Genomic DNA, 22,862 nt, shown 5'->3' with positions numbered 1-22,862 from the left:
CAGCATGTGCGAGGCGCGATCGAGGGAGAACGTGTTGAACGTCGATGACGACATCCTGGCGGTAGGGCGCGGGCGGTCGGGGGTACGGGGCCCGGCTCCGCTCCAAGTGTTTTACTTGTGTAATACCTGTTAAAGTAAATGAGTGCGTGATACAACCATCCGGTCCTCCCGGCCCGCCGTCCGCAAGCTCCCGCTGACCGGTCCGCTGCGCCTGGCGCACCCGTCCGACCAGTGGTTCAAGCCCGCCACCAGCGTCGTCGTGGCCACCGCGATACCCAACCTGGTGCTCCTGGCCCTCGGCCGGCTCGACCTGGTGATGTACACGATGGCCGGCTCACTCTGTGCGCTGTACGGCCACAGCCTCCCGTACGTCCGCCGCGCCGGAGCCGTCGCCGGGGTCGTCCTCGGCATGACCGCCGGCCTCGGCGCCGCCCTCGTCGTCGCCTCGCTCACCGGATCGGCCGCCGTCCTCATCGCCGTCGGCGCGCTGCTGGCCGCCGGCCAGAAGCTGCTCTGCGACGCGACCCGGATCGGGCCGCCCGGACCGGTGATCTTCACCTTCGTCAGCTCCGCCGCCCTCTTCGTCCCCCAGACGCTCGCCCAGGTCCCCGGCCACCTCGCCCTGACCCTCGGCGCGGGCGCCGTGGCCTGGCTCGTCGCCGTCGTCGCCCCCGCGCTCGTCCGCCGCGACGGCCCCGAGCGGCGCGCCACCGCCCGCGCCCTGGACGCCGCCGCCGCGCACGCCGCGGCCCCCGGCCACGCCACCCGCCGCGCCGCCGTCGCCGCCGTGCACGCCGCCTGGCAGACCCTCCTCGCCGCCGGCCGCCCCACCCCGGCCCGCCGCGCCCTCGAACGCCTCGTCGTCCACGCCGAGACCTCGGTCCTCGCGGGCGCCCCCGACCCCGCCGACGCCAGCCGGCTCCGCGAGTGGGCCCGGCTCACCCGCGCCCGCGGCCCCGTGCCCACCCCGCCGCCCGCCCCCGGCACCGGCGCCGAACTCTTCGGTCTCGACGCCGAGCGCGCCGCCCTGGCCGGCCGCCCGTTCCGCGCGCTGCTGGGCCGCCTCGCCCCGGGCTCCCCGCTCCTGCCGGTGGCCGCCCGCACGCTCGTCGGCTGCGCCCTGGCCGGGTACGTCTGCTCGGCGGTGGGCGTCGGCCGTCCGTACTGGGCGATCGTCACCGCCGCCTCGCTCTACCAGGCCAACGTCATGCTCTCCTGGAACCGCACGCTTCAGCGCACCCTCGGCAACCTCATCGGCGTCCTCGTCTTCGCCGCCGTCCTCCCGGCCGCCCGGACCGCCCCGCTCGCCCTCATCGGCTTCTGTCTCGTCTTCGCCTTCGCGGCCGAGGCGCTGATCACCCGCAACTACTGGCTCGGCTCCGTCGCCGTGACCCCGATGGCCCTCCTCGTGCTGGAGTACGCGGGCAGCCACCCGGCCGGCGAGCTGATCGGCGACCGGGTCCTGGACACCGTGATCGGCGCCGCCGTCGGCTTCCTCGCCGCCGTCCTGGTCACCAACCGCCGCGCCACCGGCCGCGTCGAGCGCGCGCTGGCCGACGCCGAACGCGCCCGCGCCCACGCCGTGCGCGCGCTCACCGCGCCCGAGCCCGCGCCCGCCGCCCTGGACGCCGCCCGCCGCCGGCTCACCGGCAGCCTGGTCGAACTCCGCGAGGCGGACGACACCGCGGCCGGCGAGTGGTGGCAGCCGACCCTGCCCCGGGAGGCGGTGCTCGCCGCCGAGCAGGCCGGACACCGTACGCTCGCGGCGACAGCGAAACGGCAGGGGCTGCTCGTCCCCGCCCAGGAGAACGGAGCGGTGTGACCGACGACATCGTCGCCTCGGTGGTCCGGCAGTGGCAGGCCGTGAACCCGGACCTGGACACCGGGCCCATGGAGCTCATCGGCCGGATCAACCGCTGCTCCGCGCTGCTCCAGCAGGCCGAGGACGCCCCGCTGCGGGCGGCCGGCCTGACCCGTGCGGAGTTCGATCTGCTCGGCGCCGTACGCCGGACCGACCGCGAGCTGACCCCCGGCGAACTGGCCCGGGAGACCTTCTCCTCCGGCGCCGCCGTCACCAAGCGGCTGCGGGTCCTCCAGGAGCGCGGCCTGATCGCGCGGCGCGGCGACGAACGTGACCGCCGGGTCGCTTACGTCCGCCTCACCGACGAGGGCCGCGACCTGGTCGACGGACTGCTGCCCCGGCAGCTGGCGTACGAACGCGCGGTGCTGTCCGGTCTCGACGCCGAGTCCCGCGACCGGCTCAGCGCACAGCTCAGCGAGCTCCTGGTGCAACTGGAGGGGCGCATCGGGGGCGCCCGCCGGTAGACGGCGCCGCACCGCATCACTCATACGGGCACCCTCGTTCATATGTGCCCCTCTCTCGCCCTGCGGGGCGATTCTTCCTTATTCCTCCGCCCCGTCACTCCCCGCACACGCGTGAAGGCGGTGCGTGCAAAAACTCGTGAGCGTACTACCGCGGGAGCGCTCGCGCAGGGGGTTGGAGGAATGTGCGAAAGCGCTGATTCGATCTGACTAAGCTCACGCGCAGTGAAGCCGAGTTGAGGTGAATTCGCGCGCTTGTTCCCTTCATTCACGCAAGCGCCGAATCTCCGGAATACCTACCGAATCAACCGCCAGAGGTTCAGATGGCCCGTGTTGAATCACCGCCGGCCGGCCGGGAAGCCCCCGTCGCCCGCGCCCTGTTGCTTCCCGTCGTCGTGATGGCGGGGGCAACCGCCGCCGCGGCGGCGCTGGTTGCCGAGCCCGCGCGGATACCAGTCGTCTGGTGCGGAGCATTCGCCACCGTCGTGGTCGCCGCGCTCGCCGTGGAGATCGCCCGCCGCGGCCGGACGATCCGCCGCCGGCACGCCGAATACCAACAGCGCGTCTCCGCCCTGGAACGGCGCATCGCCGAGCACGACGAAGAGACCGTCCGCATCAGCAAGGAGCTGCTGCCCTCCGCCATCCACCGCCTGCGCGTGGGCAATTCGCCCGACGAGGTGCTGCGCGACGTGGTCGACTCCGACCCGGTCTACCGCCACCTGCCCGACTCCCAGCGCTCCCTCGTCTACACGGTGCTGGACATCATCGACAACGAGGAGGCGACCCGGGACTCCGCGCAGCGCGCCTTCGTCAACGTCGCCCGCCGCGTCCAGGCGATCGTCCACCGGCAGGCCAGTGAGCTGCGGGAGATGGAGGAGCACCACGGGCGCAACCCCGACGTCTTCGACGACCTGCTGCGCATCGACCACGGCACCGCGCTGATCGGCCGTCTCGCCGACTCCATCGCGGTCCTCGGCGGCGCCCGTCCCAGCCGCCAGTGGCCCAAGCCCGTCCCGCTGTTCAGCGTGCTGCGCGGCGCCATGTCGCGCATCCTGGAGTACCCGCGCGTCGACCTGCACTCGATCGCCAAGGTCGCCATCATCGGCACCGCGGTCGAACCGCTCATCCACGCCTGCGCCGAACTCCTCGACAACGCGACCCGCTACTCGCCGCCGCAGACCCGGGTGCACGTCACCGCGGTCGAGGTGCAGACCGGCATCGCCATCGAGATCGAGGACGGCGGCGTCAGCCTCAGCGAGGAGGCCCGCTCCCGCGCCGAGAACATGCTCGCCCGGGCCCAGGCCGGGTCCAGCATGAACGACCTCGGCGAGTCCCCGCGCCTCGGCATGGCCGTCGTCGGCCGCCTCGCCCGGATGTACGACCTCCAGGTCTCGCTGCGCCAGTCCGCGTACGGCGGCGTGCGCGCCGTGCTCATCGTGCCCCGCGCCATGATCACCACCGGCCCGGCCCCCGGCATCGCCCACGGCATCGGCGCCACCTCGCGGCCCACCAGCGACATCGACCTGGCCGACATGAAGCACGTCGTGCCGCCCCGCGGCAAGCGCCGCAAGCCCAGTCCCGTCGCCGCGCGCCCCGCGACCGGCCCGGTGGTCTCCGAGCCCCGCCCGGCCGCCCCGTCCATCCCGGCCGTCGCCATGGAGGACGACGTGCCCGTCGTGACCGAGTGGACCGCCGGCGGACTCCCGCAGCGCCGCAGCCGCGGCCGCGCCCCGCTCGGTTCGCACAACCTTCCCGCCCAGGCCGCCGACCCCACCGCCGGCCGCACCAACGGCCACGGCCACAGCTACGGCCCCGGACAGGACAGCAGCAAGGAACCGCCGCCCGGCATCTGGCTGGAGGCGTTCACCAAGGCCGCCAACGGCGTGCCCCAGGAGCCCAGGGCCGACGAAGACTCTGACGACGCGTGGGACAAGGGAGATCAGCGGTGATCCAGCAGCGGGGCAACATGGACTGGATGCTCAAGGAACTCGCCGACGACGTCCCGGACATCCACCAGATCGTCGTGCTCTCCGCCGACGGACTGCGCATCGCCCAGCACGGCGGCGACCCCGACGTCGCCGACCGGCTCGCGGCGGCCTGCGCCGGCCTCCAGAGCCTGGCGGCCGCCGTCGCCTCCGAGATCCCGTACAGCGACGGCCGGATGAGGCTCGTCGTCATCGAGGTCACCGGCGGCTTCTTCTACCTGATGGCCGCGGGGGCCGGCGCCTACCTCGCGGTGCTCGCCGGTGAGACGGTGGACGCCGGGCACGTCGGGGCGCGGATGCGCGACATGGTCGTCCGCATCGGCGGTCACCTCACGAGCCCGCCCCGCCACGACGGGCAGGCCGGATGAACTCTCCCCGACGAGAACGCCGCAAGGCCGACCCGGCGCTGAGCGATCCGGAGAGGCTCTACGTCATCACCGGCGATCCCGACGGCAGCGAGCGGGCAGCGCTCGACCTGGTCACGATGATTGTCTCGAAGTCGGAGCCGTCACCGACGGTCCAGCCCGAGCAGGCCGTGATCCTCCGGCTCTGCCAGGCCCCGTTATCCGTCGCCGAACTCTCCGCCTACCTCAGCCTGCCGTTCAGCGTGGTGACCTCGCTCCTCACCGAACTCCTCGCCACCGGTCTGATCGAATCGCGCGCGCCGATCGTCCGCGCGACGCTCCCGGACCGTTCCCTCCTCGAAGCGGTGATGCATGGACTTCAGAAACTCTGACACGATCACGGGCCCCCGCAGCGAGGACGTCCTGCCCACCACGGCCACCGCCGCGGTGAAGGTCGTGATCGTCGGAGGGTTCGGGGTCGGCAAGACGACCATGGTCGGCTCGGTCAGCGAGATCCGGCCGCTGACCACCGAAGAGACGATGACGCAGGCCGGCGTCGGCGTGGACGACAACTTCGGCGTGGAGAGCAAGACCGCCACCACCGTCGCCATGGACTTCGGCCGGATCAGCATCAGCGAGGAGCTGATCCTCTACCTCTTCGGCACCCCCGGCCAGGAACGCTTCTGGTTCCTCTGGAACGGCCTGTTCGAGGGTGCCCTCGGCGCCGTGGTCCTCATCGACACCCGCCGGCTCGAAACCAGCTTCGACGTCATCGGGCGCCTGGAGGAGCGCGGGGTGCCGTTCGTCGTCGCCATCAACACCTTCCCCGACGCCCCGAAGTACCCCGTCGAGGCGCTGCGCGGCGCCCTGGACCTCTCGGAGGAAGTCCCGATAATCGACTGCGACGCCCGGCTGCGCGGCTCCAGCCGCGATGTGCTGATGACCCTGATGCGCTATCTGCACAGCATCGCCCTCCCGCTCGGCTGACCCCTCCCGCGCACCCTTCCCGAACCCGTTCCGCGCGTCCCCACCGCGCCCCCGACCGTCAGGCCCCCGAGGCCCGACCCCTGGAGCGATCGTGACTACCCCCTTCCCCTACGAGCACGGCCCGGTCCCGCCCCCCGAGTGCCCGGCCCACGGCCTCAGCGTCGGGCCCGGCGGACTGCGCCGGCTCTACGGCCCCGAGGCCGAGCAGGACCCGCACGGCCTGTACGAGAAGCTGCGCGCCGAACACGGCACGGTGGCGCCGGTCCTGCTGCACGGCGACGTGCCCGCCTGGCTGGTCCTCGGCCACAGCGAGAACCTGCACATGACCCGTACGCCCTCGCAGTTCTCCCGCGACTCGCGCCGCTGGCGAGCCCTGCAGGACGGCAGCGTCGCCCCCGACCACCCGCTGGCGCCGATCTTCACCTGGCAGCCGATCTGCGTCTTCGCCGACGGCGCCACCCACGAACGCCAGCGCGGCGCCGTCACCGACTCCATGGCCCGCATCGACACGCGCGGCGTGCGGCGCCACGTCAACCGGTACAGCAACCGGCTCGTCAACGGCTTCTGCCGGGAGGGCCGCACCGACCTGGTCGCCGAGTTCGCCGAACGGCTGCCCATGATGGTCATGTGCGCCATCCTCGGCATGCCGGAGGAGTACAACGACCGGATGGTCGAGGCGGCCCGCGACATGATCAAGGGCACCGCGACCGCCGTCCAGAGCAACGCCTACGTGGTCGGAGTGCTCACCCGCCTCGTCGAGCGCCGCCGCCGCGAACCGGCCGACGACTTCGCGACCTGGCTGGTCGAGCACCCCGCGAACATGAACGACCAGGAGGTCGCCGAGCACCTGCGGCTCATCCTGATCGCGTCCTACGAGGCCACCGCCAACCTGATCGCCAACGTCCTGCGCATGGTCCTCACCGACCCGCGCTTCCGGGCCCGGCTCAGCGGCGGCCACATGACCGTCCCCGAGGCGGTCGAGCAGACACTGTGGGACGAGCCGCCGTTCACCGCCGTCTTCGGCCGCTGGGCCGTCGGCGACACCGAGCTGGGCGGGAAGCACATCAAGGCCGGCGACGCCCTGATCGTCGGCATCGCACCGGCCAACACCGACCCCGTGGTCCGCCCCGACCTGACCGCCAACATGGAGGGCAACCGCTCCCACCTGGCGTTCAGCGGCGGCCCCCACGAGTGCCCCGGACAGGACATCGGCCGCGCCATCGCGGACGTCGGCGTGGACGCCCTCCTCATGCGGCTGCCCGACCTCGAACTCGCGGTGGACGAGAACGAGCTGCGCTGGGTCGGCAACTTCATGAGCCGCCACCTGGTCGAGCTCCCCGCCGAATTCGCCCCCCGCTCCCCGCAGGACGACCGGGAGCCGCCGTCCATGGGCCGGCCCAACGCGGCCCGGCAGGACTGGGAGGTCCAGTCCGCCGTACGGCACACCGCCCCGACCCCCGTCCGCGCGCCCCTCGACGGGGCCCCCGCGCCGTCGTCCGCCGCCCCGGCCGGGGCGACCGCGACGGCCGACGGATCGGCGGAGGCGCTGTCCGGCCGGGTCCCGCCCCAGCGCAAGCCCGGCGGGCCCGCCCGGCTCTGGCGTGTCGTGACCCGCTGGTGGAACGGCGACTGAGGTCCGCGCGACGGCAGGGCGGCCCGGCGGCGGGGAGGCGGAGACGACGCCCCCGCCGCCGGGCCGCCTCGCACCGGGCCCCGCGGAGATCCGCCGGACGCCCCGGGGGCGCCACGTACCATGCGGAAGCGTGAAGCTGACAATTCTGGGCGGCGGCGGATTCCGGGTCCCACTGGTGTACGGGGCACTGCTCGCCGACCACGCCGAGGGCCGGGTCACGGCCGTCACCCTCTACGACACGGACACCGACCGGCTCACCGCCGTGGCCCGGGTCCTCGCCGAGCAGGCCGAAGGCATCCCGGACGCGCCCGCCGTCCGCGCCACCACCGACCTGGACGAGGCCCTGCGCGGCGCCGACTTCGTCTTCTCGGCGATCCGGGTCGGCGGTCTCGCGGGCCGGGCCGCCGACGAACGCGTGGCGCTCGACGAGGGCGTCCTCGGCCAGGAGACGGTCGGCGCCGGCGGCATCGCCTACGGGCTGCGCACCGTACCGGTCGCCGTCGGCCTGGCACGGCGCGTCGCCCGGCTCGCCCCGGACGCCTGGGTCATCAACTTCACCAACCCCGCGGGGCTCGTGACCGAGGCGATGTCCCGGCACCTCGGCGACCGGGTCATCGGCATCTGCGACTCGCCGGTGGGTCTCGGCCGCCGCATCGCCCGCGTCCTCGGCGCCGACCCGGACCTGGCCCGCGTGGATTACGTCGGCCTCAACCACCTCGGCTGGGTGCGCGGGCTGTACGTCGACGGCCGCGACGCACTCCCGCGCCTGCTGGCCGACCCCGGGCTGCTGGGCTCCTTCGAGGAGGGGCGGCTGTTCGGCGCCGACTGGCTGCGCTCGCTGGGCGCGATCCCCAACGAGTACCTGCACTACTACTACTTCAACCGGGAGGCGGTCCGCGCCTACCAGGAGGCCGCGCAGACCCGGGGCGCCTTCCTGCGCGAGCAGCAGGAGGGCTTCTACGGCCGGATGAAGGACCCGGCGACCCCCGCCCTGGCCACCTGGGACCGCACCCGCGCGGAGCGGGAGGCGACCTACATGTCGGAGAACCGGGACGTCGCCGGGGCGGGGGAGCGCGAGGAGAGCGACCTGGACTCGGGCGGCTACGAGCAGGTCGCCCTCGCCCTCATGCGGGCGATCGCCCGCGACGAGCGGACCACCCTGATCCTCAACGTCCGCAACCGGTCCACCCTTTCGGTCCTGGACGCGGACGCCGTGATCGAGGTCCCCTGCCTGGTCGACGCCAACGGCGCCCGCCCGGTCTCCGCCGACCCCCTGCCGTACCACGCGGTCGGCCTGGTCACCTCGGTGAAGGCGGTCGAGCGCGCGGTCCTGGACGCCGCGGCGAGCGGATCGCGCGCGGACGCGGTCCGCGCCTTCGCCCTGCACCCCCTGGTCGACTCGGTCTCCGTGGCGCATCGCCTGGTGGACGGCTATGTGAAGGCGCACCCGGGGCTGGCGTATCTGGGTGTCGTACGGTCATGACACCGCGTCCGCGGTGAGCGCGGTCAGGTCGGCCAGCAGCTCGGAGGCGGTCACCGCGTCCAGACCGTCGAACCGCAGGTCGTGGGGGCGGTGGTGCCAGTAGTCGTTCGGTACGACGTCGAGCCAGACGGTCTCCAGGGTCTGCTCCGGGTAGGTGTCGACCGCGCCGATCGCGATGCCCCCGTCCAGGGCGATCACCAGGTGGCGATCGTCTCCCAGCCGCTTGGAGATCCAGCGCTCCACACCGTTGTCCTCCGGGTTCCCGCGCTGCCAGCCGTACCGCTCCAGTCCGAGGACCTTGCCCGTGGGCACCCTGAACCCCTCGAAGCGCTTGAGGCGGTGGCCGGCCGCCTCCTCCTCGGTCAGGGCGTACACCGGGCGCCCGAGCTGCGGGAACGGCTGCGCGATCCCGTGGGTCGCGAACACCTCCGACCAGACGGCCACCGCCCCGCCCAGCCGCAGCGGGTGAGGCAGCCGCACGGTCGCCCGCTCGGGCAGGGCGAACGCGTCGCCCCCGGCATCGGCGAAGGTGCGGTCCTCCGCCACCCGGAAGGCCGTGGTCACCCCGTCCGCCTTGCTCAGCCACACCAGCCGCCGCACCAGGTGCCACACCAGCGGGTGGCCGACGAACAGCTCGGTGAACTCGCGCGCCGTCCACGAGCGGTCCGTCAGCATGGCCGCCTCCAGCCGGCGGACCTGGTCGGAGGCGAGCGTCCGGACCTCCTTCTTCAGGGCCATGAACCGCTTGCGTTCGGCCGGGGCCAGCTCCGGGTCGTCCTTCGCCCCGGGCTTCGGCAGGTCCTTGCGGAGCTTGCCGTCGCCGTCCAGCACCTGGGGCCGCAGCTGCTCGTCGAAGCCCACGGTGAACGTCCGGCCGCCGTAGTCCACGACGGTGGAGCCGTCGGCGTCGAGGCCGAGGTCGGGGACCAGCCGGTCGGCGAGCTGTTCGCCCGTCAGGCCGAGGCCCGCGGCCACCTCGGCGATCTTCTCCGCGGCCCGCACCTTCAGGGCCTTGAACTTCACGCGCTGCGCGACGCCGTGCAGCTGGAGCAGCGCCGTGTCGGTGCCGATCGCCGCCAGCACCTCCAGCCCTTCCACCGCCCGGTGATGGGCGTTCTCGCCGGGCCAGGCGCGGATCACCGGGGTCAGCCGGTGCACCGTCCCGTCGTCGCCCAGCATCCCCAGGGCGTGCAGCGCCCACGCCTCCTTGGCGGGCAGGAGGGCGGCGCGCCACTGCTCGAAGAGCGCCCAGGCGAATTCCGCCGCCGAGGCGGCGTCCACGACCGCGAGCGCGTCGGCGAGTCCCGGGTACGGCTCGCCCGGCTTGGACAGGGCGAGCATGGTCAGCAGATGGCGGACGGACTCCTCCGGCAGCGCCCCGCCCGACACGACCGCCGGCTGCGGCAGCAGCGCGGGGTCCGCCCACGGCGGCAGCTCCGGCATGACGGCGGGCAGCACCCGCTCCAGCGGATCGGCGGCCAGCAGCGCGGCCACCGCGTCCGCCGCCTTGTCGCCGTACCCCTCGGCGGCCTCGCGCACCACCGCGTCGCCGTGCAGCCCGGCGATCAGCAGCAGCGCCTGCTCGGCGGCGCGCCGGGCGGCCCCGGCCCTGCCGAGCGCGTCCGGCACGAGCAGCGGCGCCGCGCGCACACCGTGCCGCTCGAACCACGCGTGGGTGACGGCTGCCGTGGACTTCAGGCGCACCGCCCAGTCGGCCATGAGCCGGGCGACCCGCGCGTCGACGTACGGCATCAGGAGCGGGGCGAGCGAGCCCGGCCGGCGCGGTGCGACGCGGAGCAGCAGGGGCAGGGCACCCAGGCCGAAGCGGGCGGCGACCGGCTTGAGCGTGTCCGCCGCCTCCCACACATCGGTCGGGTCCCAGGTGTCGAGCAGGGGCGCGACCCGCTCCTTCGGTCCGTGGACGTAGACCCAGGCGGGGCGCAGGTCCGACGAGTCGAGCCCGTGGCGCAGCGAGTCGAGCGTCTGCTCCCAGTCGTCCACCGCCTCGCGCCGGGTGTACACGCTGCCGGTGGCCGCCCACTCCTCCCGCTCACCGTCCTGCCACAGCGCGGCCTTCCCCGTGTCCGCCGTGAGGCCGGTGACCGTCCTGGGCCGGGCTGCGGTCCGCTGCCGGGTCCACGGCGGCGCGGTGAGCACGGCCGGAAGGGCGTCGGCGGGCGCGTCCGCGATGCGGCCTGCCGGGTGCAGCAGGGGCTCCACGACGGCCGCGAGGCCGTCGTCCAGCGTCGGCAGCACCCGCTCCGCGAGGGCGCGGTGGTGGGCGATGTGCGTGCGCAGCAGGACGGACGGGGCGGCCGCCGGGAGCTCCGCCCGGTCCCGGGCGTCCGCGGCGAGCAGCCGCAACGCACGGGCCGGATAGCGCTCCATCGCCGCCAGGAGGGCGGGGCGCACCTGCTTGTCGTCGGAGTGGGCGAGCAGCGCCCCGAAGGCGTCGTCGGTGGGGAACTCCACGAGCGCCTCGGCCAGTTTCTTCATCCCGTCCGCGTAGAAGTACCCCCGCTCCAGCTCCTTCGTGAGCATGGGCACGAGCGCCGTGCCGATGCCTTCGGCGGCTGTGGCGATCACGGCCGGAGTCCGGTCGAACCCGAAGGCGGGTGTGTAGAGCTCCGCCTGTTCCGGCGAGTCGAGCGTGCAGAAGATCAGGGAGAGGAGCCCGGAGTCGAGCTGTCCGGCCGTCTCGGGGACGGCGCGCAGCTCCGCGACCCAGTCGGACTCGCTCGGGGCCAGGTAGGCCGTGACGATCCTTCGGTGTGCGTCGGTGCGGCAGGCGGACAGGGCCTCGACGGTGGCCCGGTAGGTGCCGTCGTCCGCCACGGCGAGCAGGGCCCGCACCCGGTCGGCGGCGATCCGGCTGTAGTGTCCGGACGCCGCGTCCTGTGCGGTGGACGCCGCCTCCAGCCGAGCGTCGTAACGGTGCGTCCCGCGCTGCATGTAGTGCACCTTGGTCATGAACAGCTCCACCGTGGCGCGGGCCGCGAAGGGCAGCCCGTGCAGCCGCACCCAGCTGTCCGCCCACGCGTTCGCCGGAGGCTTGTACATCCCCGCCATCCGCGCCACCGCCGCCGCGCCGGCGGGGGAGGGCTCCCCGGCCAGGTGCCGCCGGACCTCGGCGACCAGGGCGACGTCGCTGCCCGGTGCGTCCAGGTACTCCTGAATCCAGGCGCGCTCCTGAACCGTCCGCTCCGCCACCTCGTCGAGCAGCTTCCCGTCCACCCGGGCCGGTGTCCGCGCGATGCCCCCGCGCCGGGGATGGACCAGGCGCCGCCAGCCATCCGGGAAGACGAACGTGTCCTCGTCCGCCCCGGTCCCCTCGAACTGCGACGCACCGCCCTGGAAAGACTCCACAGCACGCACCGGCCCGCCCCCTTCATACCCGTTGACCCCGTATTCCACGGGTTTCCGATCAGTGGTTCCACAGTAGGACCGGCCACTGACAACGCGGGGGCGACGGGTGGGCGGGAGGCCGGGGACGCGGTCCGGATCAGGGAGCGGAGACGGCCCGGGGCCCGTACGCCTGGGTCCACGACGGTGTCACGCCCGTCACCTGGCAGACCATCAGGAACAGCGGGATGGGCGGGGTGTAGGGCGTGCGGCTGTCGGGCTGGTGGATGAGCCGGGGCCGCACCGCGGACACCCACGCCCCGCGCGCGTACGCCACCTGCTCGGGCCAGTCGAGGTCGAGGTCGGAGCCGGCCGGGACGATCCACCACCAGCGCTCGGCGTCCGCGAAGACGCAGCCGGTGCGCGGCAGATGGGACATCAGGCGGAATCCGTGGCGCGCGGGCACCCCGACCGCGTCGCAGCCGAGGCTCGCCGAGAGGGACGTGGGCAGCGGCAACTGGACACGGCCGGTGTTGCCGGGGGAGCCGACGGGCTCACGGGAGCGGCGGTGTCCGAGGAAGTGGTTCATGGCGTTCTTCAGCATGAGTGCTCCGAGCCGTGCGGCAGTTCTGCCCAGACGATGCGGCCCGAGCCGTCCCCGGCGTCCCGCGAGCCCCAGGAGCGGGCCAGTGAGTCGACGAGCAGCAGGCCGCGTCCGTGCTCGTCGTCCGCGCCTCTGCCGAGGCGAGGTCCGTCCGGCTGGTGCCCCTGGTCCTGCACGGAGACGCGCAGCCGGCCGTCGAGGCACCGCAGTTCGCACAGGACCCGGGCGCTGGTGGTGTGCACCACCGCGTTGGTGACCAGTTCGGAGACGATCAGGACCGCGGCGTCGAGGGTGTCGTCGCCGGTGCCCCACTCGCCGAGCCGGGCCTTCGTCAGGCGCCGGGCGGCGGCGACCGATTCGGGATGCGCGCGCAGCGCGAAGCAGTACCGGAGCGCTTCGGTCCCCGGGCCGGTCTCCACGAGCCGGGGGATGAGCGCACTGCCAGGTGCCACGACCGAATCCTCACAGTGGGGGCTGCGTCACGCTTCGCGATCTTCGAAAAGGCCGCAGGCGCGACAGGTCAACTGGTTTCGCTCCCAACTCTCCCCCTGTCGCGAACACTTGGCAAGGGGCACTCTGAAAATTCCAGAGTGGCTGTGTCCATGGCGGCGGCCGCATGGCACACTGCACGCATACAGCGCAGGGGGAGGTCTGAAGTGAGCGAACCGCGGTCCGCCCCGACCGTGGGCCAGGTCGTTCTCGGCAAGCGGCTGCAGGATCTGCGGGAGCGTGCCGGCATGGGCCGGGACCAGGCCGCCAAGGTGCTGCACGTCGCACCGGCGACCGTACGCAGGATGGAGACCGCCGAGGTCGCCCTCAAGATCCCCTACGTGCAGCTGCTGCTGCGGGCGTACGGGATCTCGGAGGCGGAGACGGACGCCTTCGTGGAGCTCGCGGAGGAGGCCAACAGGCCCGGCTGGTGGCAGCGGTTCCACGACGTCCTGCCCGACTGGTTCTCCATGTACGTCAGTCTGGAAGGCGCGGCGAGCCTGCTGCGCATCTACGAGCCCCACTTCGTGTCCGGACTCCTCCAGACCGAGGACTACGCGCGCACCGTCATGCGCACCGGGGCCGTGGGCCAGGTCAGGACCGAGGACATCGAGCGCCATGTGGCGCTGCGGATGGAGCGGCAGGCCCTGCTGACCAAGCCGGACGCCCCGCGCCTGTGGGTGGTGATGGACGAGACCGTCCTGCGCCGCCCGGTCGGCAGCGCCGACATTATGCGCGCGCAGGTGGACAAGCTCCTCGAAGCGACGTTGATGCCCAATGTGACGTTGCAGATCGCGGAGTTCTCCACCGGTCACCACCCGGGGACGTACGGGCCGTTCGTGCTGTTCCGGTTCGCCGTGCCCGAACTGCCCGACATGGTCTACAGCGAATATCTGACCGGGGCCGTCTACTTCGACGCGCGCCCGGAGGTGGCCTCCTATCTCGAGGTCATGGACCGCATGGCGGCCCAGGCCGCGACGGCACAACGCACGAAGGAACTCCTCCGGGACTTCCGCAAGGAGCTGTGATGACACCCATATACAACGGCATGCCCGCCGCTGACCTCGGCTCCGAAGGCTGGTACAAGCCATGGAGCGGTGGCAACGGCGGTACCTGCGTCGAGGCCATGAAACTGGCCGACGGGAGAATCGCCATGCGCCAGTCCGCGGACCCCGACGGTCCGGCCCTCATCTACACCCACCACGAGATCGCCGCGTTCATCCAGGGAGCCAAGGCCGGCCAGGCCGACTTCCTGCTGACCTGAGCCGCCCGTCGGGGCCGCGCACTCGCGCACGTCACAATGGACGCATGTCCCGACGCACCTCCCGCCCCCGGCGCCCGTCCGCCGCGAGCCCCCGTACCGCCCCCGCCCCCGAGATCAGCGCGGCTTCGCCGTGCCCCTGCGGGCTGCCCGCCGCCTACGCCGAGTGCTGCGGCCGGCTGCACGCGGGGGCTCCGGCGGCGACCTGCGAGGCGCTCATGCGGTCCCGGTACGCGGCCTTCGTCGTCCGGGACGCGGGGTATCTGCTGCGCACCTGGCACCCGGACCACCGCCCGGACGCCCTGGACTTCGACCCCGGGCAGCGCTGGCAGGGCCTGGAGGTCCTGGAGACCACCGAGGGCAGCGCGTTCCACACCACCGGCACCGTCACGTTCCGCGCCCACTACACGGCGGGCGGGCGCGCCGGTTCCCTGTACGAGAAGAGCCGCTTCGTCCGGTACGAGGGTGCCTGGGTCTACGAGACCGCCGTCTTCGCGGACTGAGGGGCTGAGCCCTCAGACCGGTGCGCCCGCCGGTGCGACCGGCGCCAGCTCCTGAGTCAGGTCCTCCGCCAGCAGCCGCTTCGCGATCACGTCGACCGCCGCACGGAGCCGGGCGTCGTCCGGGCGTTCACCGTCCTCGCCCAGCTGGTCGTTGAGCCAGCGGGCCCAGGCGTCGTTGATGGTCCGCGCCTCGCGGCTGCCGGCCGCGGTGTGCGTGAACAGGTGGCCGTCGCCGGTGAGGAAGCCCTCCTCGATCATGCGGTCGAAGACCGGCACCAGGACCTCCGGCGGAATCCGGTGCCGGGACGCGATCAGCCGGAGCCCCGCGTGGCCGACCATCCGCGTGAACAGCTCGACCTGCATCACCGCCCAGGCGCCGGCCATGTCGAGCCGGGTGTCCGACTCCGCCACGATCCGCCGCGCCGTCTCCGGGTCCACTCGCCGCAGCACCTTGGCCACCGAGAATTCGAGCAGCCGGGCCGGGTCCTGGGTGTTCGGCGAGGCGAAGCCCTCGCCCATGTCCGTCGAGCCCGCCCGTACGGTGTCGCGCAGCTTCACCTGCTTGAGGAACAGCGCGACGACGAACCCGAGCAGCGCCACGGGCACCGTCCACAGGAACACCGTGTGCAGGGTGTCCGCGTACGCCTGGGCCAGCGGCTCCGACTGGGGGGCGGGCAGCGCGTGCAGCCCCTCCGGGCTCTGGGACGCCTTCGCCAGCACGGCGGGATCGCCGCCCGCCCGCGCGGCCTCGGTGATCCCGTCCCTGAGGTGCGGGCCGAGCGCGTTGGCGTAGATGGTCCCGAAGACGGCGGTGCCGAAGGAGCTGCCGAGCGTACGGAAGAAGGTGACGCCCGAGGTCGCCGTCCCCAGGTCCGCGTAGTCCACGGTGTTCTGCACGGCGATCGTCAGGACCTGCATGGAGAGCCCGATGCCGGTGCCGAGCACCAGCATGTACAGCGACTCCAGCCAGACCCCGCTGTCCGGGCCCATCCGGGAGAGCAGGAACAGGCCGACCGCCATGACCAGCGAGCCGATGACCGGGAAGATCCGGTAGCGGCCGGTCTTGCTGACCACGTTGCCGCTGAAGATGGAGGCGGCGAGCAGACCGACGACCATCGGCAGCGTCCGCACGCCCGACAGGGTCGCCGAGTCGCCGTCCACGTACTGGAGGTACGTCGGCAGGAAGATCATCGCGCCGAGCATCGCGAAACCGACGATGAAGCTGAGGATCGAGCAGACCGTGAAGACCGGGTTGCCGAAGAGCCGCATCGGCAGCATCGGCTCCTTCGCCCGGAACTCGGCCAGGCAGAACAGCGCGAGCGCCACGATCCCGAGGACGAACAGGCCGATGATGACGCCGGAGCCCCAGGCGTACTCGTTGCCGCCCCAGCTGGTGGCCAGGATCAGGGCGCTGGCCCCGATGGTGACCAGGGCGATGCCCAGGTAGTCGATGACCGGCCGCCCGGCCGCCTTCACGGACGGGATCGTCCGGGCCGCCGCGATGACCACCGCGATCGCGATCGGCACATTGACGTAGAACGCCCAGCGCCACGTCAGGTGGTCGGTGAACAGCCCGCCGAGCAGCGGTCCGATCACCGTCGACACGCCGAAGACGGCACCGATCGCGCCCTGGTACTTGCCCCGGTCGCGCAGCGGGATGACGTCGGCGATGAGCGCCATCGAGGTGACCATCAGACCGCCGGCGCCGATGCCCTGGAGGCCGCGCCACACGATCAGCAGCGTCATGTTCGTCGCCAGCCCGCAGAGGAACGACCCGGTGATGAAGATGACGGCGGACAGCTGGAAGACGATCTTCCGCCCGAACAGGTCGCCGAACTTGCCGACCAGCACCGTCGCCACCGTCTCCGCGAGGAGGTAGGCGGTGACCACCCACGACATGTGCGCGGCGCCCCCGAGGTCCGAGACGATCGTCGGCAGCGCGGTACCCACGATCGTCTGGTCCAGGGCGGCCAGCAGGATGCCCAGCACGATCGTGGCGAAGACGATGTTGCGGCGGCGCGGATCGAGCACGGGCGGCGCGGCGGCACTCTGCGCGGCGGGGGCGGTCTCGCTGGCAGTGGTCACCTTTGCACCCTCACATCGCGTCGTGTCACCCGCATGCGGGGAACGCCCGGACGTGTCAGGCGAGCAGATCCCGCAGCGACCGCGTCATGCGAGTGGCGAATGCCTCCCGCACGGGGGCGGCTACCCGGTCCAGCGAGAGATACGGGTTGAGGTCCTCCAGTTCCACGAGGAGCAGGCCGCCGTCCGCCGTCCGGCAGGCGTCCACCCGCTGGATGCCGTGGTCGAGCGTGTTCCACTCGACGAACGACCGGGCGAACGCCAGATCCGCCGCGCTCGCCTCGTAGGGCTCGAGGACCCACCGCCGCTCCGGGTCCGGGGCGTGCAGCGCGTACTGGAAGTCGTGGTCGACGTAATAGAAGGACACCTCGTAGCGGAAGTCGATCCGGGGCTGGACGAGCAGGGTGCCGTCGGCGCCCGGTCCGAGCTCCGGTGTCGTCACGAAGCGCAGGCCCACCGAGTCCGCCCCCAGCTTCGGCTTGACGACATAGCCCTCGGCGTCCGGCAGCAGCCCGAGGTCCGCCGCCCGGTCCACGGTGGGTATGACCGGGTGTCCGGCCCGGCTCAGGTCCACGAGGTACTGCTTGCCCGCCATGTCGCCGCGCCCGGTCAGCGGGTTGTAGACCCTGGTGCCCAGCTCCAGGGCCCGCGCCCGGAACGCGTCGTACGCCTCCTGGTAACGCAGCACCGGACCGCTGTTGCGTACGACGACGGCGTCGAATCCGTCCAGCAGGGCGGCGGCGTCGCGCGGATGGCAGAGCGCGAGGTCGAAGTCCTCGCGGAGACGTGCCGTCAGCCCGATGTCCTCGTCGCAGTAGCGCCGGCCGCGCGCCTCGTAGGCGAGGTCGGTGACGAAGAGGACGGACGGGCGCGGGACGGCGGGCATGGCGTTCCCCCGGGTGCGGCGGTGTGCGGACCCGCATATCCTCGCCGGTCCGCTCCCGCGCCCGCCCGCCGCCCCCGTCCTCAGCGGATGTGCCGTCCCGAGATCGCCCGCGCGATGACCAGGCGCTGGATCTCGCTGGTCCCCTCGAAGATCGTGTAGATCTTGGCGTCGCGGTACATCCGCTCCACCGGGTGCTCCCGGCTGTACCCGGCGCCGCCCAGGATCTGGACGGCCTTCTCGGTCGCGGCCACCGCGAGTTCGCCCGCGCGGAGCTTGGACATGGAGCCCTGACCGGCATCGAAGGTGCGGTCGTTGCGGGCCATCCAGGCGGCCTGCCAGATCAGCAGCCGTACGGCCTCGATCTCGGTACGGATGTCGGCCAGCGCGAACGCGATCGACTGGTTCTCGATGATCGGCCGCCCGAACGCCTCACGGTCCCCGGCGTACTCCAGCGCGTACTCGTACGCGGCCCGCGCGATGCCCAGCGCCTGCGCGCCGACCGTGGGACGGCTGACCTCGAAGGTGGCCATCGCGGCCTGCCCCTTGGCGGTGGAGCCCTCGCGGGCGCGGGCGAGGCGGGCGTCCAGCTTCTCCTTGCCGCCGAGCAGGCAGTGCCCCGGCACCCGTACGTCGTCGAGGAAGACGTCCGCCGTGTGCGAGGCGCGCAGGCCCAGCTTCTTGATGGTGCGGCTCGCGGCCAGGCCCTCCGTGCCGGGCGGGACGATGAACGCGGCCTGCCCGCGCGCGCCGAGCGCGGGGTCGACCGAGGCGACGACGACATGGACCTCGGCGATGCCGCCGTTGGTGATCCACGCCTTCTGGCCGGAGATCACCCACTCGTCCTTCGCCTCGTCGTACCGGGCCTTCGTGGTCATCGCGGAGACGTCGGAGCCGGCCTGCGGTTCGGAGACGCAGAACGCCGCGACCTTCGGATCGTCCTCATCGCCGTAGCACTGGGGGACCCACTCGGCGAGCTGGTCCGGGGTGCCGGAGGCGAAGATCCCGGCGACGGCGAGCGAGGTGCCGAACAGGGCCATGCCGATGCCGGCGTCGCCCCAGAACAGCTCCTCGTTGGCTATCTGGAGGGAGAGGCCCGACGGGTCGCCGTACATGTCGGCCAGCGACTCGAATCCGTAGAGACCGATCCGGGCGGCCTCCTGGATGACCGGCCAGGGCGTCTCCTCGCGGGCGTCCCACTCGGCCGCCGCCGGACGCACCACCTGGGCGGCGAAGCCGTGCACCCAGTCGCGCAGGTCCTGCTGCTCCTCGGTGAGCGCAAGGGAGAAGTAGCTCATCGGCTCACGCCTTCGGGATGTCGAAGTAGCGCGTGAGCCCCGAGGCCAGGCCGACGTCACCGGCCACCTTCAGCTTGCGCATCATGAACATGGTGATCGGGTTGCCGTTGCCGGAGACCAGCTTCAGGAACTCGGCGTCCGCCATGACCAGCGTCGTACGCGGCTCCGCGTCCGAGCGGCCCTCGCTGACGGTGCAGGTGCCGTCCGCGATCGAGGTCTCGTAGACCACGTCCGCGTCACCGGTGATCTTCCAGCGGATCAGCGCCGTGAGCGCCCCGGCCGCCTCCGGGCGGAACTGCTGCTTCATCCGGCCGAAGACCTCACCGAGCACCCGGGTCCGCAGCTCCCCGTGCATGACGTCGGCGAGCTGCTTGGCGGACAGCCCCTTCACGATCCGCGCGAACTCCTCCGGGGAGACGGCCGCGAAGTCGAGGGCGGCCAGTTCGTCGGTGACCTTGCCGCTGCTGTTGTCGGCCACGCCAGTTCCTTACTCTGGAGTAAACTTACTTTTGAGTAAGGTAAGGGTGCGGCGGACTCTTCGCAAGGTGCGGTACGGGTCGTTCTCCGGGGTCACCAGGCGGAACCGGGGCGCACCACCAGCCGGGGATGGTGGGCGGCGAGCACCTTGTTGGCGCGGGCCAGCTCGGACAGGGCCAGCTCGCGGTCGGCCTGGTCCTCGATGCCCAGCCGCGGCCCGCGAAACCTGCGGACCTCGCGTGCGGCGCAGTCGGCGTCGAACTCGGCCTGGAGGATGTGCGCGGGGGTGCAGGCGCCGATGAGCGCGGCGATGCGGTCCGGGATCGGGACGGGGACGAGCAGGTGCGAGGCGGTCATGGGGGTTCCCTCTCGATGGTGGCCAGGAGGTCGGGCGTCGGACCGCCGGGTGGGCGGACCGACTCCACTCCATATAACGAGACGCAGTTCCTGGTTTCTCGTTGAGTACGTCTCCGTGTGGCAACCGATTGGGAATGACCGGCTATTTCCCCTTACCAGCAGGTAGGTTGACGTCGCGTGAGGTGCTCGTCGGGCCGAAGGTGCGTCGCGCGCTGTTCAGATGGGTGTCTCGTTGCTGCGGGCGCGCAGCTGCATGGCGCGGAGCACGGTCTCCGTCGAGAACCGCGCCTCCGGATCGACCAGCTGATCGCCGAAGATCGCTTCCAGATTGCGCATCCGGTAGCGGACGGTCTGGGGGTGCACGTCGAGGAGTTCGCCCATCTGGGCCGCCGTGCCCCGGGTGTCGAGCCAGATCCGCAGCGTCTCGATGAGCCGTTCGCGCCGGTTGGCGCTGATGTTGGCCATCGGGGCGAGTTCGCGGCGCGCGAGCTGGTCGAGGAGGACCGGGTCGGAGAGCAGCCACAGGGTGATGAGGTGGTCGTCGCAGAGGATGGCGGGCGCGTCGTCGATGACGCCCGCGTCCACGAGTTCCAGCACCCGCCGGGCCCAGCGGATCGAGTCCGAGGCCAGCGACGAGGGCACGGTCAGGCCGATGGCGGCGCGGACGCCCGGCAGCGCGTGTTCCAGCATGCGTCTTCGCATGTCGTCGAAGGGGCCCGGGATCAGTAAGTGCGGCTGCGGGTCGGTGAAGTCGACGAGTACGTCGCGGTCGATCGCCAGCCGGTCCAGATCGGGGGACGGGCGCACGGCCACGAGCGTCACCTCGTCCGGCAGCGTCCAGCCGGTCTGCTCGCACAGCTCGGCGATGGCCACCCGCGGCACGGGGCGCCCGGCGAGGATCAGGTGGAGCAGCCGGCGCCGCAGGGTGTCCGTGTGGTCGTCGGAGGCCGACCTCACCTCCAAGTACCCTTCGCGCGACAGGGCTTCCAGTTCGTCCACGTAACTGAACAGCGCGTCCGCGAACGTCAGCATCATGGTGGGGGAGAGGTTGTAGCGCCGGCCGATCTTCTTGGCCCGGCGGAGAGCCACCCGGGCGCCCAGCCGGTACGCCCCCTGCAACTGGTCCAGGCTGCGCCCCTCGTACGCCTCGAACCGGCCGAACCTGCGGCACATCTCGTCGCGCAGCGCGGAGGGGGCGGCCGGCTCGGCCACCTGGTCCACGAACACGGAGATGCTCTGCTCGACACCGACCCGGATGCCCTGGCCGTACGGGCCGTCGAGGAGTCGCGCGTACTCGGGGTAGGCGCGGGTGACCTCAAGGCCGATCTCCTTGATGAGGCTGGGCAGTTCGGGCCGCACGATCGAGGCGAACTCCTGCGGCAGCGGTCCCAGCGGCTCGCCCAGATCCGAGGGTTGCGCAACTCCCGGCATACCTTGACCCCTTCTTGCTCTTCGGCGCCCGATGGGGGGTGACGGACAGGAGAGCGCTCCCACCCGTCCTCAGGTGCGTACCAACGTCGGTTGCCGAAGATAGTCCACGTATGTGGCCCTGAACACAGGCAGGACAAGACGAAATGTATGGGCCACGTATCGGCGGTTTTCAGCCACCTGTCCGCGCGGCCTCCGCGCTCGTGACCGGCTTGCGGATCACTCGTGCGGTGTTGATGCGGGGGCCTGGATTCCGGTAATGCGACGGCGGCTCCGAGGTGGGCTTCCGGACTCCTCGAACAATGCCGCCCGCGCTATTCGCGGTGAATTCCACTGCGTCGGCGGGGGGAAGTCAAGGGTGTGGCAGGGTGTCGGGCGCGCGGGACGGCGGCGCCGGGGGAGGCCGTGCGGGAGGGCTGTGACGTGGGGTGTTGAGCGGCGGCGGAGGTCGTACCCTCATCGGGTGAGCAGGGCCGGGTGCGTCCGCCTCGCCGGAACTGCTCACTTCCCGATAAAAAATCGGCGGGCCTTACTCGCTGCGCAGCAAATTCCTTGGCGGGGTGGCTGATTGTGGAGATTCTTTGTTCCGGTGTGTTGCGGAGCGACATTACTCGCCCGTAGCGTCATGGCCGAACGCAAGAGGTCGAGCAGTCGGTCAGGTCGGACTGCCACATTCCTGTCTCGTGACCCCCCACTCCGGGAGCGCCGCTCACCCGGCCGGAAGTGGCCCCCCGGTGTAGGTCACACACCCTCGAAGGGAACCGGATTCCGTGAACACCCTTGCACGTAGAGCCGCCATCATCGTCACCGCCGCCGGCGCCGCCCTCGGGATGGCGGTCACCACGGCCTCCGCCGGCACCGCGTCCTCGTGGTCGGCGACCCCGTCCGGGGCCTACACCGCCCACGCGGACTACCCGACGCTGGACGTCCCGTTCGCGAACCTGGAGTGCGTGTCGTCCGACGTGTCGTCGGGCACGATCAACGCCACCAGCAGCACGGGCGCCAACATGGCCACCATCGCCAGCATCGGCTTCACCGACTGCACGGTCGGCGGCCTCGACTTCGACGTGACGATGACCGCGTCGCCGTGGGCGATCAACGTCACCAGCGTCGACCCCTCGAACTCCAACCGGGTCAAGGGGAACGTCACCGGCATCTCGGCCCACATCGAGGGCTTCGGCTGCTCCGCCGACTTCGCCGGCAAGGTCTACGGGTACTACGACAACAGCACCGGGGACCTGGTCATCGACGGTTCGGGTGACGACCTGGTCGCCTCCAACGCCGACTGCCTCGGCCTGATCAACGACGGCGACGTGGCGTCCTTCAACGCCTCGTACCACGTCAGCACGTCGCCGGTGATCAGCACCCCGTAAGGCGTGACGGC

General features: G+C 72.1%; 21 protein-coding genes. 12 read left to right on the top strand and 9 right to left on the bottom strand.

Features of this window, described 5'->3' with window-relative positions:
• Window positions 1–142: 142 nt before the first annotated feature.
• The 8 genes from ACFUJY_RS27825 (at window position 143) to ACFUJY_RS27790 (ending at window position 8,754) form a co-directional block, all read left to right on the top strand.
• A complete protein-coding gene (locus ACFUJY_RS27825; RefSeq protein ID WP_383304683.1) occupies window positions 143–1,822 on the top strand; it encodes an FUSC family protein in 1,680 nt (559 codons plus the stop codon).
• Window positions 1,819–2,325: a MarR family winged helix-turn-helix transcriptional regulator gene (locus ACFUJY_RS27820; RefSeq protein WP_383304681.1), complete on the top strand. Its 507-nt coding sequence runs from the start codon at window positions 1,819–1,821 to the stop codon at window positions 2,323–2,325. The genes ACFUJY_RS27825 and ACFUJY_RS27820 overlap by 4 nt, the downstream gene beginning before the upstream one ends.
• A 320-nt stretch (window positions 2,326–2,645) precedes the next feature.
• Window positions 2,646–4,271 (top strand): ATP-binding protein, encoded by a 1,626-nt coding sequence (locus ACFUJY_RS27815; protein WP_383304679.1) that lies wholly within the window; start codon window positions 2,646–2,648, stop codon window positions 4,269–4,271.
• Window positions 4,268–4,675 (top strand): roadblock/LC7 domain-containing protein, encoded by a 408-nt coding sequence (locus tag ACFUJY_RS27810; protein WP_018100234.1) that lies wholly within the window; start codon window positions 4,268–4,270, stop codon window positions 4,673–4,675. The genes ACFUJY_RS27815 and ACFUJY_RS27810 overlap by 4 nt, the downstream gene beginning before the upstream one ends.
• A complete protein-coding gene (locus ACFUJY_RS27805; RefSeq protein ID WP_018100233.1) occupies window positions 4,672–5,043 on the top strand; it encodes a DUF742 domain-containing protein in 372 nt (123 codons plus the stop codon). The genes ACFUJY_RS27810 and ACFUJY_RS27805 overlap by 4 nt, the downstream gene beginning before the upstream one ends.
• Complete coding sequence (locus ACFUJY_RS27800; protein ID WP_383304676.1) at window positions 5,024–5,638, top strand: ATP/GTP-binding protein; 615 nt, start codon at window positions 5,024–5,026, stop codon at window positions 5,636–5,638. Before ACFUJY_RS27805 ends, ACFUJY_RS27800 begins: the two co-directional genes overlap by 20 nt.
• Before the next feature lie 91 nt (window positions 5,639–5,729).
• On the top strand, window positions 5,730–7,271 hold the full coding sequence (locus tag ACFUJY_RS27795) for a cytochrome P450 (RefSeq protein ID WP_383304674.1): 1,542 nt from the start codon (window positions 5,730–5,732) through the stop codon (window positions 7,269–7,271).
• Window positions 7,272–7,401: 130 nt separating this feature from the next.
• The gene (locus ACFUJY_RS27790; RefSeq protein WP_383304672.1) at window positions 7,402–8,754 is read left to right on the top strand and encodes a 6-phospho-beta-glucosidase; all 1,353 of its coding nucleotides are present in this window, start codon (window positions 7,402–7,404) and stop codon (window positions 8,752–8,754) included.
• On the opposite strand, the gene ACFUJY_RS27785 is transcribed toward ACFUJY_RS27790, so the two are convergent.
• From ACFUJY_RS27785 to ACFUJY_RS27775, 3 genes are all read right to left on the bottom strand, one after another.
• A complete protein-coding gene (locus tag ACFUJY_RS27785; protein ID WP_383304670.1) occupies window positions 8,749–12,120 on the bottom strand; it encodes a DUF4132 domain-containing protein in 3,372 nt (1,123 codons plus the stop codon). The genes ACFUJY_RS27790 and ACFUJY_RS27785 overlap by 6 nt on opposite strands.
• Window positions 12,121–12,256: 136 nt before the next feature.
• On the bottom strand, window positions 12,257–12,700 hold the full coding sequence (locus tag ACFUJY_RS27780; RefSeq protein ID WP_383304668.1) for a hypothetical protein: 444 nt from the start codon (window positions 12,698–12,700) through the stop codon (window positions 12,257–12,259).
• The gene (locus ACFUJY_RS27775) at window positions 12,694–13,152 is read right to left on the bottom strand and encodes an ATP-binding protein (protein ID WP_383304666.1); all 459 of its coding nucleotides are present in this window, start codon (window positions 13,150–13,152) and stop codon (window positions 12,694–12,696) included. Before ACFUJY_RS27775 ends, ACFUJY_RS27780 begins: the two co-directional genes overlap by 7 nt.
• A 204-nt stretch (window positions 13,153–13,356) precedes the next feature.
• Here ACFUJY_RS27775 and ACFUJY_RS27770 point away from each other — a divergent pair, with 204 nt between their 5' ends.
• Genes ACFUJY_RS27770 through ACFUJY_RS27760 form a run of 3 tightly spaced genes read left to right on the top strand, consistent with a single transcriptional unit; the run spans window position 13,357 to window position 14,953 of the window.
• Entirely contained in the window at window positions 13,357–14,217 is an 861-nt protein-coding gene (locus ACFUJY_RS27770; protein ID WP_383304664.1) for a helix-turn-helix domain-containing protein, read from the top strand.
• Window positions 14,217–14,453: a DUF397 domain-containing protein gene (locus ACFUJY_RS27765; RefSeq protein ID WP_111339243.1), complete on the top strand. Its 237-nt coding sequence runs from the start codon at window positions 14,217–14,219 to the stop codon at window positions 14,451–14,453. The genes ACFUJY_RS27770 and ACFUJY_RS27765 overlap by 1 nt, the downstream gene beginning before the upstream one ends.
• 44 nt (window positions 14,454–14,497) lie before the next feature.
• The gene (locus ACFUJY_RS27760) at window positions 14,498–14,953 is read left to right on the top strand and encodes a YchJ family protein (protein ID WP_383304662.1); all 456 of its coding nucleotides are present in this window, start codon (window positions 14,498–14,500) and stop codon (window positions 14,951–14,953) included.
• A 12-nt stretch (window positions 14,954–14,965) separates the two neighbouring features.
• Here ACFUJY_RS27760 and ACFUJY_RS27755 read toward each other — a convergent pair whose 3' ends face one another.
• The 6 genes from ACFUJY_RS27755 to ACFUJY_RS27730 form a co-directional block, all read right to left on the bottom strand.
• Window positions 14,966–17,038: an MDR family MFS transporter gene (locus ACFUJY_RS27755; protein ID WP_383304660.1), complete on the bottom strand. Its 2,073-nt coding sequence runs from the start codon at window positions 17,036–17,038 to the stop codon at window positions 14,966–14,968.
• A gap of 55 nt (window positions 17,039–17,093) precedes the next feature.
• On the bottom strand, window positions 17,094–17,921 hold the full coding sequence (locus tag ACFUJY_RS27750; RefSeq protein WP_383304658.1) for a hypothetical protein: 828 nt from the start codon (window positions 17,919–17,921) through the stop codon (window positions 17,094–17,096).
• Window positions 17,922–18,001: 80 nt separating this feature from the next.
• Window positions 18,002–19,216, bottom strand: a complete 1,215-nt coding sequence (locus tag ACFUJY_RS27745; protein ID WP_383304656.1) for an acyl-CoA dehydrogenase family protein — start codon at window positions 19,214–19,216, stop codon at window positions 18,002–18,004.
• Between the two features lie 4 nt (window positions 19,217–19,220).
• A complete protein-coding gene (locus ACFUJY_RS27740; RefSeq protein ID WP_383304654.1) occupies window positions 19,221–19,694 on the bottom strand; it encodes an SCP2 sterol-binding domain-containing protein in 474 nt (157 codons plus the stop codon).
• A gap of 92 nt (window positions 19,695–19,786) precedes the next feature.
• The gene (locus tag ACFUJY_RS27735) at window positions 19,787–20,050 is read right to left on the bottom strand and encodes a hypothetical protein (RefSeq protein WP_132901570.1); all 264 of its coding nucleotides are present in this window, start codon (window positions 20,048–20,050) and stop codon (window positions 19,787–19,789) included.
• Window positions 20,051–20,266: 216 nt separating this feature from the next.
• Window positions 20,267–21,481, bottom strand: coding sequence for a helix-turn-helix domain-containing protein (locus ACFUJY_RS27730; protein WP_383304653.1), 1,215 nt, complete (start codon window positions 21,479–21,481; stop codon window positions 20,267–20,269).
• Between the two features lie 767 nt (window positions 21,482–22,248).
• Between ACFUJY_RS27730 and ACFUJY_RS27725 the strand changes: the two genes are divergently transcribed.
• Complete coding sequence (locus tag ACFUJY_RS27725; protein WP_383304651.1) at window positions 22,249–22,851, top strand: hypothetical protein; 603 nt, start codon at window positions 22,249–22,251, stop codon at window positions 22,849–22,851.
• The last annotated feature ends 11 nt before the right edge of the window (window positions 22,852–22,862 follow it).

It is taken from the genome of Streptomyces sp. NPDC057249, assembly GCF_042669245.1.
GTDB lineage: Bacteria > Actinomycetota > Actinomycetes > Streptomycetales > Streptomycetaceae > Streptomyces.
Note: the sequence above shows the minus strand (reverse complement) of the source record. Positions and strands in the feature narration are given on the sequence as shown.

What these genes read in the sequence shown, in the direction of transcription:
- ACFUJY_RS27815 (WP_383304679.1), top strand. Translation starts at nt 2,646, where the DNA reads ATGGCCCGTGTTGAATCACCGCCGGCCGGCCGGGAAGCCCCCGTCGCC.
- ACFUJY_RS27805 (WP_018100233.1), top strand. Translation starts at nt 4,672, where the DNA reads ATGAACTCTCCCCGACGAGAACGCCGCAAGGCCGACCCGGCGCTGAGC.
- ACFUJY_RS27800 (WP_383304676.1), top strand. Translation starts at nt 5,024, where the DNA reads ATGGACTTCAGAAACTCTGACACGATCACGGGCCCCCGCAGCGAGGAC.
- ACFUJY_RS27780 (WP_383304668.1), bottom strand. Translation starts at nt 12,700, where the DNA reads ATGCTGAAGAACGCCATGAACCACTTCCTCGGACACCGCCGCTCCCGT.
- ACFUJY_RS27765 (WP_111339243.1), top strand. Translation starts at nt 14,217, where the DNA reads ATGACACCCATATACAACGGCATGCCCGCCGCTGACCTCGGCTCCGAA.
- ACFUJY_RS27760 (WP_383304662.1), top strand. Translation starts at nt 14,498, where the DNA reads ATGTCCCGACGCACCTCCCGCCCCCGGCGCCCGTCCGCCGCGAGCCCC.
- ACFUJY_RS27750 (WP_383304658.1), bottom strand. Translation starts at nt 17,921, where the DNA reads ATGCCCGCCGTCCCGCGCCCGTCCGTCCTCTTCGTCACCGACCTCGCC.
- ACFUJY_RS27745 (WP_383304656.1), bottom strand. Translation starts at nt 19,216, where the DNA reads ATGAGCTACTTCTCCCTTGCGCTCACCGAGGAGCAGCAGGACCTGCGC.
- ACFUJY_RS27735 (WP_132901570.1), bottom strand. Translation starts at nt 20,050, where the DNA reads ATGACCGCCTCGCACCTGCTCGTCCCCGTCCCGATCCCGGACCGCATC.
- ACFUJY_RS27730 (WP_383304653.1), bottom strand. Translation starts at nt 21,481, where the DNA reads ATGCCGGGAGTTGCGCAACCCTCGGATCTGGGCGAGCCGCTGGGACCG.